Origin of the sequence: Paraburkholderia oxyphila NBRC 105797 (assembly GCF_000685075.1) — a bacterium.
GTDB classification, from domain to species: Bacteria; Pseudomonadota; Gammaproteobacteria; order Burkholderiales; family Burkholderiaceae; genus Paraburkholderia; species Paraburkholderia oxyphila.
This window is the reverse complement of sequence record NZ_BAYD01000006.1, coordinates 1-15,929: the sequence shown is the minus strand read 5'-3', so window position 1 is coordinate 15,929 and position 15,929 is coordinate 1. Positions and strand designations below refer to the sequence as shown.

The 15,929-nt window shown below is 63.2% G+C and carries 12 protein-coding genes; 3 read left to right on the top strand and 9 right to left on the bottom strand.

Annotated elements, in window-relative coordinates; genetic code table 11:
• Position 1: 1 nt before the first annotated feature.
• Positions 2-2,599, bottom strand: coding sequence for an aconitate hydratase AcnA (gene acnA / locus BO1_RS05055; protein ID WP_043283846.1), 2,598 nt, complete (start codon positions 2,597-2,599; stop codon positions 2-4).
• Between the two features lie 144 nt (positions 2,600-2,743).
• Here acnA and BO1_RS05050 point away from each other — a divergent pair, with 144 nt between their 5' ends.
• Both BO1_RS05050 and BO1_RS05045 read left to right on the top strand, forming a co-directional pair.
• The gene (locus tag BO1_RS05050) at positions 2,744-3,748 is read left to right on the top strand and encodes a GntR family transcriptional regulator (RefSeq protein ID WP_245643714.1); all 1,005 of its coding nucleotides are present in this window, start codon (positions 2,744-2,746) and stop codon (positions 3,746-3,748) included.
• 124 nt (positions 3,749-3,872) lie between these two features.
• Entirely contained in the window at positions 3,873-5,165 is a 1,293-nt protein-coding gene (locus BO1_RS05045) for an MFS transporter (RefSeq protein ID WP_028216625.1), read from the top strand.
• A 66-nt stretch (positions 5,166-5,231) separates the two neighbouring features.
• On the opposite strand, the gene BO1_RS49735 is transcribed toward BO1_RS05045, so the two are convergent.
• Both BO1_RS49735 and BO1_RS05035 read right to left on the bottom strand, forming a co-directional pair.
• Entirely contained in the window at positions 5,232-5,591 is a 360-nt protein-coding gene (locus tag BO1_RS49735; protein ID WP_043283844.1) for a hypothetical protein, read from the bottom strand.
• Positions 5,588-6,271 (bottom strand): SOS response-associated peptidase, encoded by a 684-nt coding sequence (locus tag BO1_RS05035; protein ID WP_028216624.1) that lies wholly within the window; start codon positions 6,269-6,271, stop codon positions 5,588-5,590. Before BO1_RS05035 ends, BO1_RS49735 begins: the two co-directional genes overlap by 4 nt.
• Before the next feature lie 88 nt (positions 6,272-6,359).
• Between BO1_RS05035 and BO1_RS49730 the strand changes: the two genes are divergently transcribed.
• The gene (locus BO1_RS49730; protein ID WP_156992134.1) at positions 6,360-6,875 is read left to right on the top strand and encodes a hypothetical protein; all 516 of its coding nucleotides are present in this window, start codon (positions 6,360-6,362) and stop codon (positions 6,873-6,875) included.
• A 392-nt stretch (positions 6,876-7,267) separates the two neighbouring features.
• Here the strand turns inward: BO1_RS49730 and truB are convergent, their stop codons facing one another.
• From truB to rluB, 6 genes are all read right to left on the bottom strand, one after another.
• Positions 7,268-8,227 carry a tRNA pseudouridine(55) synthase TruB gene (gene truB / locus BO1_RS05025; protein ID WP_028216623.1) on the bottom strand — a complete coding sequence of 320 codons (960 nt, stop codon included), beginning with the start codon at positions 8,225-8,227 and terminating at the stop codon, positions 7,268-7,270.
• Between the two features lie 76 nt (positions 8,228-8,303).
• A complete protein-coding gene (gene rbfA / locus BO1_RS05020; protein ID WP_028216622.1) occupies positions 8,304-8,693 on the bottom strand; it encodes a 30S ribosome-binding factor RbfA in 390 nt (129 codons plus the stop codon).
• Between the two features lie 183 nt (positions 8,694-8,876).
• Complete coding sequence (gene infB, locus BO1_RS05015; RefSeq protein WP_028216621.1) at positions 8,877-11,837, bottom strand: translation initiation factor IF-2; 2,961 nt, start codon at positions 11,835-11,837, stop codon at positions 8,877-8,879.
• A gap of 164 nt (positions 11,838-12,001) precedes the next feature.
• Positions 12,002-13,477, bottom strand: coding sequence for a transcription termination factor NusA (gene nusA / locus BO1_RS05010; RefSeq protein WP_028216620.1), 1,476 nt, complete (start codon positions 13,475-13,477; stop codon positions 12,002-12,004).
• On the bottom strand, positions 13,474-13,932 hold the full coding sequence (gene rimP, locus BO1_RS05005) for a ribosome maturation factor RimP (RefSeq protein WP_028216619.1): 459 nt from the start codon (positions 13,930-13,932) through the stop codon (positions 13,474-13,476). Before rimP ends, nusA begins: the two co-directional genes overlap by 4 nt.
• A 442-nt stretch (positions 13,933-14,374) precedes the next feature.
• Positions 14,375-15,929, bottom strand: a 1,555-nt coding sequence (gene rluB / locus BO1_RS49725) for a 23S rRNA pseudouridine(2605) synthase RluB (RefSeq protein WP_043283840.1), incomplete at its 5' end; no start/stop codon positions are given.

Sequence of the window (15,929 nt, the reverse complement as noted above, 5' to 3'; positions counted from 1 at the left end):
ATTACGCGACCTCGCGCTGCTCGTCGGCAATACGCGGCAGCAGCCCTCCCGCACGGAAGATTTCAGCTTCCTCTTCCGTATCGATGCGACAACGCACAGGCGCGGTCACCACCTCGCCGTTTTTGCGTGTGATGGATAGTGCAAGAGTCATGGACGGCGTCACGCGGTCCGTGATGCCTTCGAGCGAGAACAACTCGGAACCGTCGATATGTAGCGTCTTGCGGTTGACGCCGTCCATGAATTCGAGCGGCAGAACACCCATGCCAACCAGATTCGAACGATGGATACGCTCGAAGTTTTCGCATACCACCGCACGAACGCCGATGAGTCGCACGCCCTTGGCCGCCCAATCGCGGGAAGAACCGGAGCCGTAATTCTTCCCGGCCACCACAATCAGCTCCTGGCCTTTTTCCATGTACTGCTCGGCGGCGTCAAATAGACGCATCACCCGGCCCTCGGGTTCGAGGCGCGTCAGTGAGCCTTCCATGCCTGCAGCCATCTCGTTGTGCAGCCGGTTATTGGCGAACGTCGCGCGAATTGCAACCTTGTGGTCGCCGCGACGCGTCCCGTAAGAATTAAATTCAGACCTGGCTACACCGTGCGCGATGAGGTATTCGCCGGCGGCGCTATCCGGGAGTATTGCGCCCGAAGGCGAAAGGTCGTCGGTCGTCACGTTGTCACCGAAGACCCCGATGGCGCGCATCGCATTGAACGTGGCGGCCTGGGTCAGGCTCGCCTGCCAGTACGGGGGACGACGGATATAGTTGCTGTCGTCTCGCCAGGGGAAGCGGGCCGGTACGGCGTCGGTGTCGTCGAGCCGTTCGCTTTTGCGAAACATTTCTGCGTAGATGTGAACATATTGCTCACCGCGAATACTGTCATTGAGCAGGTTGTCGATTTCGTCGTCGCTCGGCCAGATATCGCTCAGACCTACAGGGCTGCCCTGCGAGTCGGTCCCAATGGCTTCGCTTTCGATGTCGATGTCAATCGTTCCGGCGATGGCATACGCGACAACGAGCGGGGGCGAAGCCAAGAAGGCTTCTTTCACGCGCGGGTGGATACGGCCGTTGAAGTTGCGGTTACCAGACAGAACGGCAACCGCGTGTACGTCGCGGCTGACGATTTCATCTTCGATGTGCCTGGGCAGCGGGCCCGACATGCCGTTGCATGAGGTGCAACCAAAGCCGATGATGCCGAACCCCAGCGCTTCGAGCGGCGCCATCAGATTCGCAGCGCGCAGATAGCTCTCCACAGGCTTCGAGCCAGGCGCGAGGGAGGTCTTCACCCACGGCTTGCGCTGAAGACCTCGAGCCTGCGCCTTTTGAGCAAGCAGGCCTGCAGCAATCATGTTTCGTGGATTCGACGTGTTGGTGCAGCTCGTAATGGCCGCGATGACCACCGAACCGTTTGCGAGCTTTGCCGATGACGTCGCTTCCTGTGCTTCTACCCTTCGCTCGGGCTTCGCAATGCCTTTCGAAATCAGGCTCGAAAGCGGAACCCTGTCGTGCGGGTTAGCCGGCCCGGCCAGCGCGCGGCCGACCGACGAAAGGTCAAATGTGAGCACCCTGTCGTAGTCGGCGTGCAGGAGGTCATCGGCCCAAAGCCCTTGTGCTTTCGCATAGTCCTCCGTCAACGCTATCTGCGACTCTGTGCGGCCAGTCAGACGCATGAAGTCGAGCGTCTTTTCATCGATAGCAAAGAGCGCGGCGGTCGCGCCGAACTCCGGAGCCATGTTCGAAATGGTAGCGCGGTCGCTCAGCGCCAGGCCACGCGCTCCTTCGCCATGAAACTCGATGATGGTGCCCACGACCTTCTGCTGGCGCAGAAACTCGGTAATGGCGAGCACCAGGTCGGTCGCGGTCACACCGGCCTGGCGTCGACCCGTCAGTTCAACGCCAACGATTGTTGGCAACCGCAGCCACACTGCGCGCCCGAGCATCACCGACTCAGCCTCGATGCCGCCTACGCCCCAGCCCAGCACACCAATCGCGTTAATCATGGTGGTGTGGCTGTCTGTACCGACGAGCGTATCCGGGAAAGCCACGCCGTCTTTCACCTGTATAACCGGCGAGAGATGTTCGATGTTCACCTGGTGCAGGATGCCATTGCCCGGCATCAGCACGTCGAGATTCGAGAATGCCTGCTTGCACCACGCAAGAAACTCGAATCGTTCGGCGTTCTTCTGCTGCTCGATGGCCATGTTCTTCGGCATCGCCTCGGGGTCGCTGCCGTCAATCTCAACGTTCAGGGAATGGTCAACTACGAGTTGGGTGGGCACCACCGGGTTGATGGTGCCCGGGTCTCCACCGCTTTCTGCAATCGCGTCACGCATGCCAGCCAGGTCGACCAGCGCGGGCGTGCCCAGCAGGTCCTGCAGCACAACCCGCGCCGGGTAGTACGGAAAGTCCACGTCGTGACGCCGCGCCGCGAGTGCCTTCAGATAACGGGCTGCGTCTTCTGCCGATTGCCGGCGAACGATGTTCTCGGCGAACACCCGGACGCTATAGGGCATGCGCGAGAAAGCGTTGTCGTCGAGCGGCTTCAGCGCTTGAGCGACGCTGGCATAGGTGACGGTCTGGTTGGGGAGCGAGGTGGACATCGGGGTTTTCTCCAGGGTGTTGCAGGGCGTCTTGCGTTCGAATGAAGTGCATTCTATGATTATAAAACGCAATATGCAAACGCAGTTGAGCTTGGTGATTACCCTGGTGAGCGGACTCGGTTAGCCGAACATGGGAGGCAGACGATGGCAAAATTGCTGACTGGTCATTCAGATGCACCGCCGCACCCGGCGGTCGTGAGTGGCCTTTTGCTGCCCTCAACCGCTATGGATTCGACCGCTGAAAGTCCGGCACTGACCCCGCTACAGACACGGGTGACGCGCGAAATACTCGCAATTGCCCGCCGGGAGGACCTCACCACGGGCGACCGGCTCGCGGAATCGGTTCTGGCCGAAAAGATTGGAACGTCGCGAACGCCGGTGAATGCGGCCCTGCATCACCTCGTCTCGCGAGGGGTCGTCTACTACGACGTCAATCGCGGCTTCTTCATGGCGAAGCCCGCGCGGGATGTGACAGACGTAGCCGAGCAGTTCTTCCGTGAACCGGACAACCCGCTCTACCTGAAAATCGCTGAGGACCGGTTGGCGCGCCGGCTGCCCGATGACGTGACTGAAGCCGACCTGATGCGTCAGTACGAGGTTTCTCGCAGCGAGTTGCGGCGGGTGCTCTCACGCATGCAGGAAGAAGGCTGGCTCGAACGACAGGTCGGTCACGGCTGGCAGTTCATGCCAATGATTGACTCGGTTGAAGCGTACGAAGAGAGCTACCTCTTTCGTGCGGCCATTGAACCGACCGGCGTGATGTCGCCCACTTTCAGGGTGAATCCAGTTGAACTCGAGGAACTGCGTCGACGCCAGCGTTTCATCGCCGAGAGCGGGTACCTCTCCATGGATTCAGTTGAACTGTTCGAGGCAAACAGCGAATTCCACGAGACTATTGCGAAATGGTCGGGCAACAGGTTCATCGCGCAGTCCGTGCGCCGGATGGACCGCTTGCGTCGGCTCGTCGAATACCGCCAGGCCCGGTCGCGGAAACCTCGCCAGGAGCAGGCTCTCGAGCATCTGAAGATTCTCGATGCCATCGCGCGCCACGACCTGCTCGGCGCTGCGGCACTGCTGCGCGACCACATTGAGGGTGCCCGCCGCGCCAAGGTCCATGCGCGGGAGGTTTTCACCGAAACCGATACTTAACCTACTGCCTCGAGGCGGCCGCCCGGCCGCTCTTTTTTACCCTAAAGTGCATTTTGTTTTCACAAAACGCTTAACACGAGCCTGATACCAGGTTCGCATCGATTCTAAAAGTACGGAGACAACCATGTCGTATCGCCGCGGATGGATAGCCTTCCTTTTGTTTTCGCTGTCGATGATTAACTACATGGACCGCGTCGCGCTTTCGATTGCCGCTCGTCCGATTGCCAATGAATTCAAGCTGACCGCCATCGGCATGGGCTATCTGCTTTCGTCCTTCGTCTGGAGCTACACGCTGTTCCTGCTTCCTATGGGGTTCCTGATTGACCGCTTCGGCACGAAGCGCATGGCCGCCGCCGGTATCTTCGTGTGGTCCGCAGCCACTGCGCTAACGGGGGCCGCCGGAAATTTTGTGAGCCTGATTGCTGCGCGACTGGTGATGGGTGCGGGTGAGTCATCGAGCAATCCGGTGGGGGCAAAGGTCATCCGCCAATGGATTCCCGCAGGCGAGCGCGGGATGGTCACGTCGATGTTCAACAGCGGTTCGTACGCAGGCCCTGCAATCTGTTCGGTCCTGCTCGGCATCCTTGTCTCAGCGTTCGGCTGGAGGCTATCGTTTTTGATAGCAGGCGGCATCGGCTTTGTATGGCTCGCCGCATGGCTCGTGTTCTTTGGAGACCCCGAGAAGGTAAGCTGGCTCAAGGCGGACGAGCGCGACAAAATCCTGCGCGAGCGTGACACGACTTCCGCGATGAGCAAGTCCGCACCAGGCGAGTCCGCCGGACTGCTTGCCCTGATGCGCTCGCGCACTCTGTGGGGGCTCGCCCTCACGCAGGGCTGCAACGTTTACACGCAGTATCTCTTCCTGACCTGGCTGCCGAGCTATCTGCAAGCGACGAGGCATCTGGACATTGCACACACGGGAGCGTTCGCTGCGGTGCCCTACGCGGCGTCCGTGCTTCTGTGTATCGCGGCCGGCAAGTTGAGCGACCACTACCTCAAGAGAAGCGGAGTGGGTACGGGCAAGCGGCGTAATGCAGTAGCGATTGCCATGCTCACCGGCGCGACGGTTCTCGCGGTGCCATTCATCTCGAGTCTTGCCGGCTTGCTTGTAGTGTTCTCAGTCGCGCTTGCCGGGATTGCCTCGACAACCTCACTCAACTTTGCGCTTCTGAATGACCTGCTCCCGGACTCCCGCAACGTAGCGAAGGCCATGGCTTTCGTTGTTGTTGGTGGCAACATCTTTGGCATGATGGCGCCAATTGTGACCGGCTACGTCGTTGCTTCCAGCGGGAGTTATGACTGGGCATTCGGTATTGCTGGCCTCTTACTTCTCACAGGTGCTACCGTCGCGCTAACCATGACGCGCTCGCCAATTTCAGGTCAAGTCGAACGGACCGCCTCCCACGCGGCCGCATGAGCCCACTCAAGGGTGGCGCCCGCTTGGCGTCTGGAGATGCCGGCGTGTGATGCGGCGCCCAATCGTCTAAATCATGCTTGCATCGTGGGAGAGATGCGCAACGCACATCGCGTGAATCTGTTGGACCACGGGCTTCCTATAGTCCAGAAACCAACCTCGATTCAGATTGAAGAGCTGCACCAGGTCGGCCTCGACTTCAGGAAACGGCAGGTCGAGCGCCTTGATGACAACCACCCGGCACGCGTCGACGAGCTGAGCGCGTTCAAGCCAATCGCATACGGCGCCGTTGGATCTGAGCCACATCTGCGCTGACTTGATGAGATGGTCCGTGCGCAACCATTCGCCGGTGCGAGCAAACGAGAATAGTTGCCCGACCACGAGGAAAGTAAGCAGTTCCGCCTTCGCCTCTTCATCCATATTCGTCATTTCGAGGCTTCCATTTTCGGCGCGTTCGTAGTCCTCTTTGGCGCACGCGGCGGCGAGGGGAACGCCTCGGCCTGCATCAGCTCGGCAGGGAAGAGATTCAGGAAGGAACGTGCTTCATCCGTTGAGTTACTGCCGAGCCAGTTCTCATAGTCGGTCGGTCGCACAATGACGACGGAGCGCTTCTCGTCACCCGGTTTGTGGAAGCGCTTCATGAGCGGATGCTCATTTGAATTGACGGTCAGCATGGTGAACGAAAGCGCCTTGCCATCGGCGCCTTCATCCCACTCGCGCCATAGCCCGGCAATTGCGAATGGTTCGCCTGAGGCCATGGCAATGCTCCACCGCACAGCTTTCCCGCTTTCGTAATTGGGCTCGTAAAACGCTTCGCACGGGATGAGGCACAACTGCAGCCGCTTCCACGCACCGCTGAAGCTACGCTTCTCGCCAACCGTTTCCGCGCGCGCGTTCATTGTGTCGAAGACACGGACCCCGGGCGGAATATGCTTGCGCGGCACCATTCCGAACGTTGCGACGTCGGCTCTTTCAGCGTCGGCCACGCGCCTGATAATTGGTGCCGGATAGCCCTTGTACACCTCGTCTCGCCACGGGCTATCGGGCGGTTCAACGCCGAACTGCTTGAATATCCGGTCGCGGCGCGCCGCCGCATAGTTCGTGCACATAGGGTCCCTCCGTCGAGGCCGAAGTATCTTGCCCGTCTACTTGCGCTACGGGATATACTGTACATCCATACAGTATTTTTGTCAGGTCATGGAGCCGGTTTGGGAATACAAGTGGGCAGTCTGGGACGAGGTCAAGGCCCGCTTCGTACCCACGCCAATATGGCTTACCGATGAGGAGGCCCGGTCCGACTGGTACGCCTACGACATGTGCGTGTACCGGCTCGAGCATACGAAGCGAGACCGGATGCATTCGGTCGGCCCAGCGGTGGACCCACCTGCTGCCGACCTACCGTGGCATCGCGAGCGCCGGGTGCGCGCCGAACGATGCCGATACGGCCTGCCACCGTTCATCACTCCGCTCGACGATGAGTTAAGACGCATCTGGAACCGGCATCCACGAGATGAGGTAGGTCGCCTCGCGCTTGAGGTGCAGACGGGCCGTTACGCCCTCTCTGAACTCAAGGCGATTGCTGCGGAGAGCTACTGGCACCTGCAGAAGGACCATGCGACCGTCGAGGAAGCACGCAAGTCGTTGGGTCGGCTGCGGCGCCGCCTGATGCAGGAACTGCATCGAATTGGGCCCATCAGGTGGGAGCGGCGGTAATCTAACGCCGATGCGGACGACTATTTTAGGGTCCCATCATGTCGGTCGTCTTTTTTTATTCGCCGGGCGCAACCGCCGTCACGATCCCCGATCACAGTGCTTGACTCGCCAGCCCGACGAATCCACGAAGGCCGAATACCCGACCCAGCAGGCTCGATCCTAGGTGGGCGGTGGTCATTGGCTACTGCCTTCGCTGGGAATGCTTGAAGAAAAAATGGCCGCAGCGGTGGCTGTGGCCATTAGTAGACTTACTAGAAATAAAAATAGCTCAAATCATTGTTGGTACTCACTCACACAATGATTAGTAGTGTTTTTATGCCGCATAGGCCATCACCGGCGTGCCATTTTTTTCATCTCTAGCGCGTAGTCTCTTGCGAGGCGCGCAACGCGAATCAAGCCGCGCCGCTCACCACCAGCCGCTCCGGCGCGAGCACGCCATTGCCCGCCTTCGCGACGCCAAGCAAGCGCCCCTCTTCTCCATAGACGCGCACGCGATCGGCCGCTTCGCACGCCGTACGATCGAGCGTGAGCTCATTGAGCGGCAGGCGCTGGCCATGCGTGAACCGGCGGGCCGCCTCGGCATTCAGCGTCACGGCGGGAAACGTGGAAAGCAGCGCGTCCACGGGCTGCAGCCATGCGTCGCGCGCAGGCTCGTCGGCGGCCGTGAGCGCGTCCAGCGTCACGGCGTGCTCGAGCGTGAGCGCGCCCACGCCCGTGCGCCGCAGCATCACGAGATGCGCTCCGCAGCCGAGCGCCTCGCCGATGTCCTCGGCAAGCGTGCGCACATAAGTGCCCTTGCTGCACGTGACGCGAAACATCACGTCGGGCAGCGCGCAAGCGATCATCTCCAGCGCGAGGATCGTCACCTGGCGCCCTTCGCGCTCGACCGTCTGGCCCGCGCGCGCGTATTCGTAGAGCGGCTTGCCGTCGCGCTTGAGCGCCGAATACATCGGCGGCACCTGCACGATCTCGCCGACGAACTTCGCCATCGCCTCGCGCACGGCGGCTTCGTCGCAACGCACTTCGCGCGTCTCGATGGCTTCGCTTTCGGCGTCGCCCGTCGCGGTGCGGATGCCGAGGCGCATGGTCGCCTCATAGGTCTTGTCGGCGTCGAGCAAGTCCTGCGAGAACTTGGTCGCCTCGCCGAAGCACAGCGGCAAGAGGCCCGTGGCGAGCGGATCGAGCGTGCCGGTATGGCCCGCCTTCTTCACGCGAAAGAGGCGTTTCGCGCGGATCAGCGCGTCGTTGCTGGACAGGCCAAGCGGCTTGTCCAGCAGGAGCACGCCGTCGAGCAGGCGGCGCGGCACCTTTGGTCGGGCCGCGCCTTGAGGAGTCTTGGAAGGTGCAGTCATATCGGAGTTCGGACGCGCGCAGCGCCTGGCGGCGTGCAGCATGAAACTTGCGCGTGCGCCGGTTTGGCGTGGCGGCTCAGGCGTCCTGCGGATCGTCCTGGTCGTCGTCCTTTGCACGCGTCGCGTTCGCCTCGTCGATGAGACGCGACATCTCAACACCCTTTTCGATCGACTGGTCGTAGTGGAAATGCAGCGTCGGCACGGTGTGGATGTGCAGGCGCTTGAACAGCAGATTGTGCAAATGGCCCGCGGCGTGATTGAGCGCTTCCTGGGTGGTCTTCGGATCTCCCGTGAGGGTCGTGAAGTAGACCTTCGCGTGCGCGTAGTCGGGCGTGAGCTCTACGCTCTGGATCGTCACGAGTCCGATGCGCGGATCCTTCACTTCGCGCATCAACTCGGACAGATCGCGCTGGATCTGGTCGGCGATCTGCGCGTTGCGATTCGGGGAAGTACGTTTTTTCGGCATGATGGTTCCACCTCTTTTCTACGAGGCAATCAGGCGGCGTTTCGTCCATTTCGTCCATCGATGAAGAAACCGCCGCGCAAAAACAAAACGGGCGGGGCTGGCCAGCGCCTGCCCCGCCCGTTATCGGCAAACCCGCGGCTCAGCTCGCGGGCGGTCTGAAACCCGCCCGCGTGCGCCGCTGTGTTACAGCGTACGCGCGACTTCGGTGATCTCGAACACTTCGAACTGGTCGCCTTCGACGATGTCGTTGAAGTTCTTGATCGACATACCGCACTCGAAGCCTTGCTTGACTTCCTTGACGTCGTCCTTGAAGCGCTTGAGCGAATCGAGCTCGCCGGTGTGGATGACCACGTTGTTGCGCAGCACGCGCACCGACGACGAACGCTTGACGATACCGTCCGTGACCATACAGCCGGCCACCGAGCCGACCTTCGGCACCTTGAAGACCTGGCGCACTTCGACCATGCCGGTGATGACTTCGCGCTTTTCCGGCGCCAGCATGCCCGACATCGCCGCCTTCACCTCATCCACTGCGTCATAGATGATGTTGTAGTAGCGGATGTCCACGCCGTTGGTCTCGGCCAGCTTGCGCGCCAATGCGTCGGCACGCGTGTTGAAGCCGATGATGACCGCCTTCGAAGCCGTCGCCAGGTTGACGTCGCTTTCGCTGATGCCACCCACTGCGGCGTGCACGATCTGCACGCGCACTTCGCTCGTCGAGAGCTTGAGGAGCGCGTGTACCAGCGCTTCCTGCGAGCCCTGCACGTCGGCCTTGACGATGAGCGGCAGGTTCTGCACTTCGCCTTCGCCCATCTGCTCGAGCATGTTTTCGAGCTTCGCAGCCTGCTGCTTGGCGAGCTTGACGTCGCGGAACTTGCCTTGACGGAACAGCGCGATTTCGCGCGCCTTGCGCTCGTCCGGCAGGACGATGACTTCTTCGCCGGCGCCCGGCACTTCCGAGAGACCCTGGATCTCGACCGGAATCGACGGGCCCGCTTCCTTCGTGGGCTTGCCGGTTTCGTCGAGCATCGCGCGCACACGGCCATAAGCCGTGCCTGCGAGCACCACGTCGCCGCGGTTGAGCGTGCCCGACTGCACGAGAATGGTCGCAACCGGACCCTTACCCTTGTCGAGCTTCGCTTCGATCACGAGGCCCTTGGCCGGCGCTTCGACCGGTGCCGTCAGTTCCAGCACTTCGGCCTGCAGCAGCACGTTTTCGAGCAGATCGTCGATGCCCGCGCCAGTCTTCGCCGACACCGGCACGAACGGCGAATCGCCCCCGTACTCTTCCGGCACGACGCCTTCGGCGACGAGCTCCTGCTTCACGCGCTCGGGGTTCGCATCGGGCTTGTCGATCTTGTTGATCGCCACGACGAGCGGCACACCCGCCGCCTTCGCGTGCGAGATGGCTTCCTTCGTCTGCGGCATCACGCCGTCGTCGGCCGCGACCACCAGAATGACGATGTCGGTTGCCTTCGCACCGCGTGCACGCATGGCCGTGAAGGCCTCGTGACCCGGCGTGTCGAGGAACGTGATGACGCCACGCGGCGTTTCGACGTGGTAAGCGCCGATGTGCTGCGTAATGCCGCCCGCTTCGCCCGCTGCGACCTTGGCGCGGCGGATGTAGTCGAGCAGCGAGGTCTTGCCGTGGTCGACGTGACCCATGACGGTGACGACCGGCGGACGCGGCAGTTGCTCGGCGTCCGTCGCCGTGGACTGGCCTTCGACCAGCAGCGCTTCCGGATCGTCGAGCTTCGCGGCAACCGCACGGTGGCCGAGTTCCTCGACGATGATCATCGCCGTTTCCTGGTCGAGCATCTGGTTGATGGTGACCATCTGGCCCATCTTCATCATTACCTTGATGACTTCCGAGGCCTTCACCGACATCTTGTGCGCGAGATCGGCCACCGTGATGGTTTCCGGCACGTGCACTTCACGCACGATCGGCTCGGTCGGCGCCTGGAACGTCGAGCTGTTGTCCTGGTGACGGCCACGGCCCTTCGGACCGCCGCGCCAGCCGCGGTCGACGCCGCCCGACGAGTCGCCGCGCGTCTTGATCCCGCGGCGCTTCGCTGCGTCGTCCTGCCAGCCGCCCTTGCCTGCGCCCGGCTTCTTGTTGCGATCGCCCGCGCCTGCACCCGGTGCGCTCGTCGAGGGCGCTGCCGCCGTGGCGGGCTTCTTCGCGCCCGCACCGCCGGCTGCCGGACGTGCCGCGGCGCCTTCCGGACGCGCCGGCTTGTGCAGCGTGCCCTTGGCTTCGGCGGGCTTGGGCGGCTCGACGGGCTTGGGCGGCTCGACCGCCTTCACCTGCGCCTTGCGCGGCGTGTTCATCATCTCGCGGATCGCGCGCGCTTCGGCTTCAGCAGCCGCGCGGCGGCGAGCGATTTCTTCCTGTTCCTTCTGCGCCTTCTCGGCGGCCTCGCGCGCGGCGGCTTCGGCCTTCTGGGCTGCTTCGCGCTGTGCGGCGCGCACGGCTGCGGCGCGCTGCTCGTCCTGCTGGTCTTGTTGTTGCTTCACTTCCTTCGTCGCTTCGCTCTCAGCGTTGCGTTGCGCAGCTACGGCCTGCGCAGCCAACTCACGCGCGGCGGCGTCGGCTGCGGCCTTCTTCTGCGAGGCTTCTTCCTCGGCGCGGCGGCGTTCGGCCTCGGCGGCCTCTTCGCGCGCACGGCGCTCCGATTCTTCACGCGCGAGACGCTCCTGGCGCTCCTTGAGCTCCTGAGCCTGACGCTCGAGCAGCTCGGCCTCGCGGCGCGCTTCCTCTTCGCGGCGCTGCAGCTCCGCCTCTTCGGCGGCAGCGGCTGCGTCGGCGGCATGATTCGATGCGTCCGCCTGCTCGGCGGACTCGTCGCGGCGGACGAAGGTGCGCTTCTTGCGCACCTCGACCTGAATGGTGCGAGCCTTACCCGTCGAATCGGATTGCTTGATTTCCGACGTATGCCGTTTCGTCAGCGTGATCTTGCGCTTGTCTGCATCAGTCGAGCCGTGAGACTTGCGCAAGTGGTCGAGCAGACGCGCCTTGTCCGTTTCAGACAAGGAGTCGGCTTCGCTCGCTTTCGTGACGCCCGCCGCCTGCAGCTGCTCCAGCAGCACGCCAGCCGGCATTTTCAGTTCCGCGGCAAATTGGGCTACGTTGTTACTCGCCATTCATTCCTCTTAATGCAAGGACCGATTCCTTGCGGTTGACATCGTTTCATGCGGCACCGTGTGCCCCGCGCCTGTGCTACCGGCTAGCGGGGCGGCCGCGATAAGTTCAGTGGGTCATGGTCGCTTCCTGCTCGTCGCGCCCGGGTTCCGTGCCTGTTGCCAGGTCACTGGAACCAGTGCTCGCGCGCTTTCATGATCAACGCCTTGGCGGCGTCCTCTTCCATTCCCGTCATTTCGGTAAGTTCGTCCACGGCCAGCTCGGCGAGCTCGTCGCGGGTGTGAACCTCGTGTTGCGCCAGCTTCGCCAGCAGGTCCGGGTCCATGCCGTCGAGGCTCTTCAGATCCAGCGCGGCGCTTTCCACCTTCTCTTCGTTCGCGATGGCCTGCGTGAGCAACGCGTCACGTGCGCGGTTGCGCAGTTCGTGCACGGTGTCCTCGTCGAACGCCTCGATTTCCAGCATTTCGTTGAGCGGCACGTAGGCGATCTCTTCGAGGCTCGTGAAGCCCTCGTCGATCAGGATGTCGGCGACTTCCTCGTCCACATCGAGACGCGCCATGAACAGGTCGCGCAGCACCGTGCGCTCCTGGTTCTGCTTCTGCGCGGATTCGTCCGGCGTCATGATGTTGATCTGCCAGCCGGTCAGCTCGCTGGCAAGACGCACGTTCTGGCCGCTGCGGCCAATGGCGACCGCAAGCTCGCTCTCGTCGACCACGACGTCCATCGCGTGCTTTTCTTCGTCGACGACGATCGACTGCACGGCAGCCGGCGCGAGCGCGCCGATCACGAACTGGGCGGGATCCTCCGACCATAGCACGATGTCGACGTTTTCGCCACCGAGCTCGTTGCGCACAGCCTGCACGCGCGAGCCGCGGATACCGACACAGGTGCCGATCGGATCGATGCGCTTGTCGTAAGCCACCACGCCGATCTTGGCGCGCACGCCCGGATCGCGCGCCGCAGCCTTGATCTCGAGAAGACCCTGCTCGATTTCCGGCACTTCCATCTCGAAGAGCTTCATCAGGAACTCGGGCGCCGTGCGCGAGAGTTCGATCTGCGGGCCGCGCGCGGTGCGGTCGACCTTGCCGATCCAGGCGCGCACGCGGTCGCCCACGCGCAGGTTTTCCTTCGGAATCAGCTGGTCGCGGCGCAGCAGCGCTTCGACACGGCCCGACTCGACGATGAAATTGCCTTTGTCCATGCGCTTGACCGTGCCGGTCATGATGCTTTCGCCGCGCTCGAGGAAGTCGTTCAGGATCTGCTCGCGCTCGGCGTCGCGCACCTTTTGCAGGATGACCTGCTTGGCGGCCTGCGCGCCGATACGGCCGAACTCGACCGACGGCACCGGCTGCTCGATGAACTGGTCGATCTCGGCATCAGGCTTCTGCTCGCGTGCCTCGAACAGCAGGATTTCCTGGTCCGGCTCCTGCAGGCCCGCCTCGTCCGGCACGACGCGCCAACGGCGATACGTTTCGTGCTCGCCGCTGTCGCGGTCGATATGCACGCGGATATCCGCATCCTCGTCGAAGAGTTTCTTGGAGGCTGACGCAAGCGCCGCTTCAAGGGCGGCAAACACCACGTCCTTGTCGACATTCTTCTCGCGTGCCAGCGCATCCACCAGCATCAACACTTCGCGACTCATTGTTTGCGGCTCCTAAAGTCAACTTTGGGGATCAGGCGGGCTTTGTCGATGTCCGCGAGCGTGAAATCGAGCATCGCAGGACCCGCCTTCCCTTCGAATTCCAGACCGATGGTCTCGCCTTCCGGGGCATGCACGATGCCGCGGTACGATTTCCGTCCGTCCAATGGCTTTTTCAACGTGATGACCGCTTCGCAGCCCGCGAAGCGTTCGAAGTCCGCCAGTTTCTTCAGCGGACGGTCGAGGCCGGGCGACGAGACTTCGAGGCGCTCGTAGTCGATGTTCTCGACCGTCAGAACGTGCTGCAGCTGACGCGTGACCTTCTCGCAGTCCTCGATCGCGATACCCGCGGGCTGATCGATGTAGATGGTCAGCATGCCGCGCCCGGTGCGCTCGAGGTCGACCAGCTCGTAACCGAGCCCGGTGACCGTGGTTTCAATCAGTTCCGTCAGTTGCACAATGCCCACTCCAGATGTTCGCGCAGCGAGCCGGCAACTTCCGTGATTCAGGATTCGCGGGCCGCGCGCCAGGTGAGCGCGCGCTCTTGCACTTTGCCCCACGATGACGGCCATCCAGGTCGGGTCCGGCGCCGACGATGTTTTTGCAAGAGTTATCTGCAACACTCAATCGGGCGGACCAAAAAAAAATGGGCGAAACGCCCATCTTCTCACTTAGCCAGGTGGTCGCACCTGGGGCGCAAATAAAAGCCGCACGCCCAGCGACTCCGAGATTGTAGCTTTTTTTTGGCTTTAACGCAAACCGCTGCTGGCGCCGAGCCCCGCGTGCCGGGGGAAATCCCGGCATTGTGCGGCGCGTTCAGGCACATTCGCGCACATTTATGCACTTTCAAGCTGCTTTCCAGCGCAAACCTGATTGCACCGGAAAGCAGCGAACAGCGTCTCAGTGCCCGCGCGTACGGTTGCGCGGCGTGCCGCGCTGGCCGCCGGTGCGGTTGCCGCCCGGCGCACGGTTGCCGTTCGGGTTGGCGCCGGCGTTGGCATTGTTGCCCGGCCCACGGCGGTTGCCGTTCGCGTTGCCGCCCGCACGCTTGCCCGCGCCGGGACCCGCGCTGGGTGCGCGGTTGCCGTCGACTTCACGCGTGCCGCTGCGGGGGTTGCCGCGATTGCTGCGGTTGCCGCCCGCCCCGCCGCCAAAACCACCGCCAGCGCCGAAATTGCCCAGCGCGCTGCCAAAGCCGCCCTGTGCCGCGCCGCGCCGGCCCTGGCCTTGCCCCTGACGAGGCTGGCGCGCCTGGCCCATCGCACCGTGCGAACTGAGCACCGGCTCGCGGTTGATGAAGCCCATCGAGGTTTGCATCGGATCGGGCTGACGGCGCTCCTGTTCCTTGCCGCGGCCACCCTTCTCCTCGGTCGGCGCCTTCAGGCCGACCGCCGCCATCAGGCTGCGCACCTGGTTGTCCTCGAGCTCCTCCCAGCGGCCGCGCTTGAGGCCCTTGGGCAGCGCGATCGGGCCGTGGCGCGTGCGGATCAGTCGGCTCACCATCAGGCCGACGGCTTCGAACATGCGGCGCACTTCGCGGTTACGGCCTTCGGCCAGCGCGACGTGGTACCAGTGATTCGTGCCCTCGCCACCGCCGTCGCGGATGCGCAGGAAGTTCGCCGGGCCGTCGTCGAGCTCGACGCCCTTGAGCAGCTTCTGGCGATTGCCTTCGGTGAGCTCGCCCACCACGCGCACCGCGTATTCGCGCTCCACGCTGTAGCGCGGGTGCATGAACCGGTTAGCGAGGTCGCCCGAGGTCGTGAGCATCAACAGACCTTCGGTGTTGAAGTCGAGACGGCCCACGGCCAGCCACTTCGCCGTCTTCATCGACGGCAGGCGGTCGAACACCGACGGGCGGCCTTCAGGGTCCGCGTGGCTCACGATTTCGCCGGTCGGCTTGTGGTACAGCAGCACACGCGGCGGCTTGTTCGGCAGCTTGCGCCTGATCGGCTTGCCGTTGATGCGGACCTGGTCGGTCGGCAAGATGCGCTGGCCGATGTGCGCAGGCTCGCCGTTCACGGACACGCGCCCCGCGATGATCAGCTCTTCCATGTCGCGGCGCGAGCCCATGCCGGCGTCGGCCAGCACCTTGTGCAGCTTCGGCGCATCGTCGTCCGGGCTCAGCACGCGCTTCTCCTGCTGGACGCGGCCACGGCGCAGCATCGGTGCGCGCACGCCACTGCCCGTGCCGTTATCGGCGTCGAAGGCCGGCGACGTCACGTACAGGAACAGATCGTCCTGGGCGCCTTCGGTCGTGGCAGCGGGCGTGTCGGCGCGAGCCTTGCCACCCTTCGCGCCCTTGCCAGCGGCGGCGCTCCTGGCGCCCTGCTTGCCGGCTTGCGCGGGCTTGGCTTGCCCCGCGGCGGCCGGCTCGCGGCGGCCCTTCTTCGCACCGGCGTCCTTGCGCGGCGCGCGCGCCGGCGCGGCGGCGACGCCCTCCGGCGGCGTCTCAGTC

Coding starts and splice junctions, on each gene's coding strand:
- acnA (WP_043283846.1), bottom strand. CDS start 2,599: ATGTCCACCTCGCTCCCCAACCAGACCGTCACCTATGCCAGCGTCGCT.
- BO1_RS05050 (WP_245643714.1), top strand. CDS start 2,744: ATGGCAAAATTGCTGACTGGTCATTCAGATGCACCGCCGCACCCGGCG.
- BO1_RS05045 (WP_028216625.1), top strand. CDS start 3,873: ATGTCGTATCGCCGCGGATGGATAGCCTTCCTTTTGTTTTCGCTGTCG.
- BO1_RS49735 (WP_043283844.1), bottom strand. CDS start 5,591: ATGACGAATATGGATGAAGAGGCGAAGGCGGAACTGCTTACTTTCCTC.
- BO1_RS05035 (WP_028216624.1), bottom strand. CDS start 6,271: ATGTGCACGAACTATGCGGCGGCGCGCCGCGACCGGATATTCAAGCAG.
- BO1_RS49730 (WP_156992134.1), top strand. CDS start 6,360: ATGGAGCCGGTTTGGGAATACAAGTGGGCAGTCTGGGACGAGGTCAAG.
- truB (WP_028216623.1), bottom strand. CDS start 8,227: ATGACTGCACCTTCCAAGACTCCTCAAGGCGCGGCCCGACCAAAGGTG.
- rbfA (WP_028216622.1), bottom strand. CDS start 8,693: ATGCCGAAAAAACGTACTTCCCCGAATCGCAACGCGCAGATCGCCGAC.
- infB (WP_028216621.1), bottom strand. CDS start 11,837: ATGGCGAGTAACAACGTAGCCCAATTTGCCGCGGAACTGAAAATGCCG.
- nusA (WP_028216620.1), bottom strand. CDS start 13,477: ATGAGTCGCGAAGTGTTGATGCTGGTGGATGCGCTGGCACGCGAGAAG.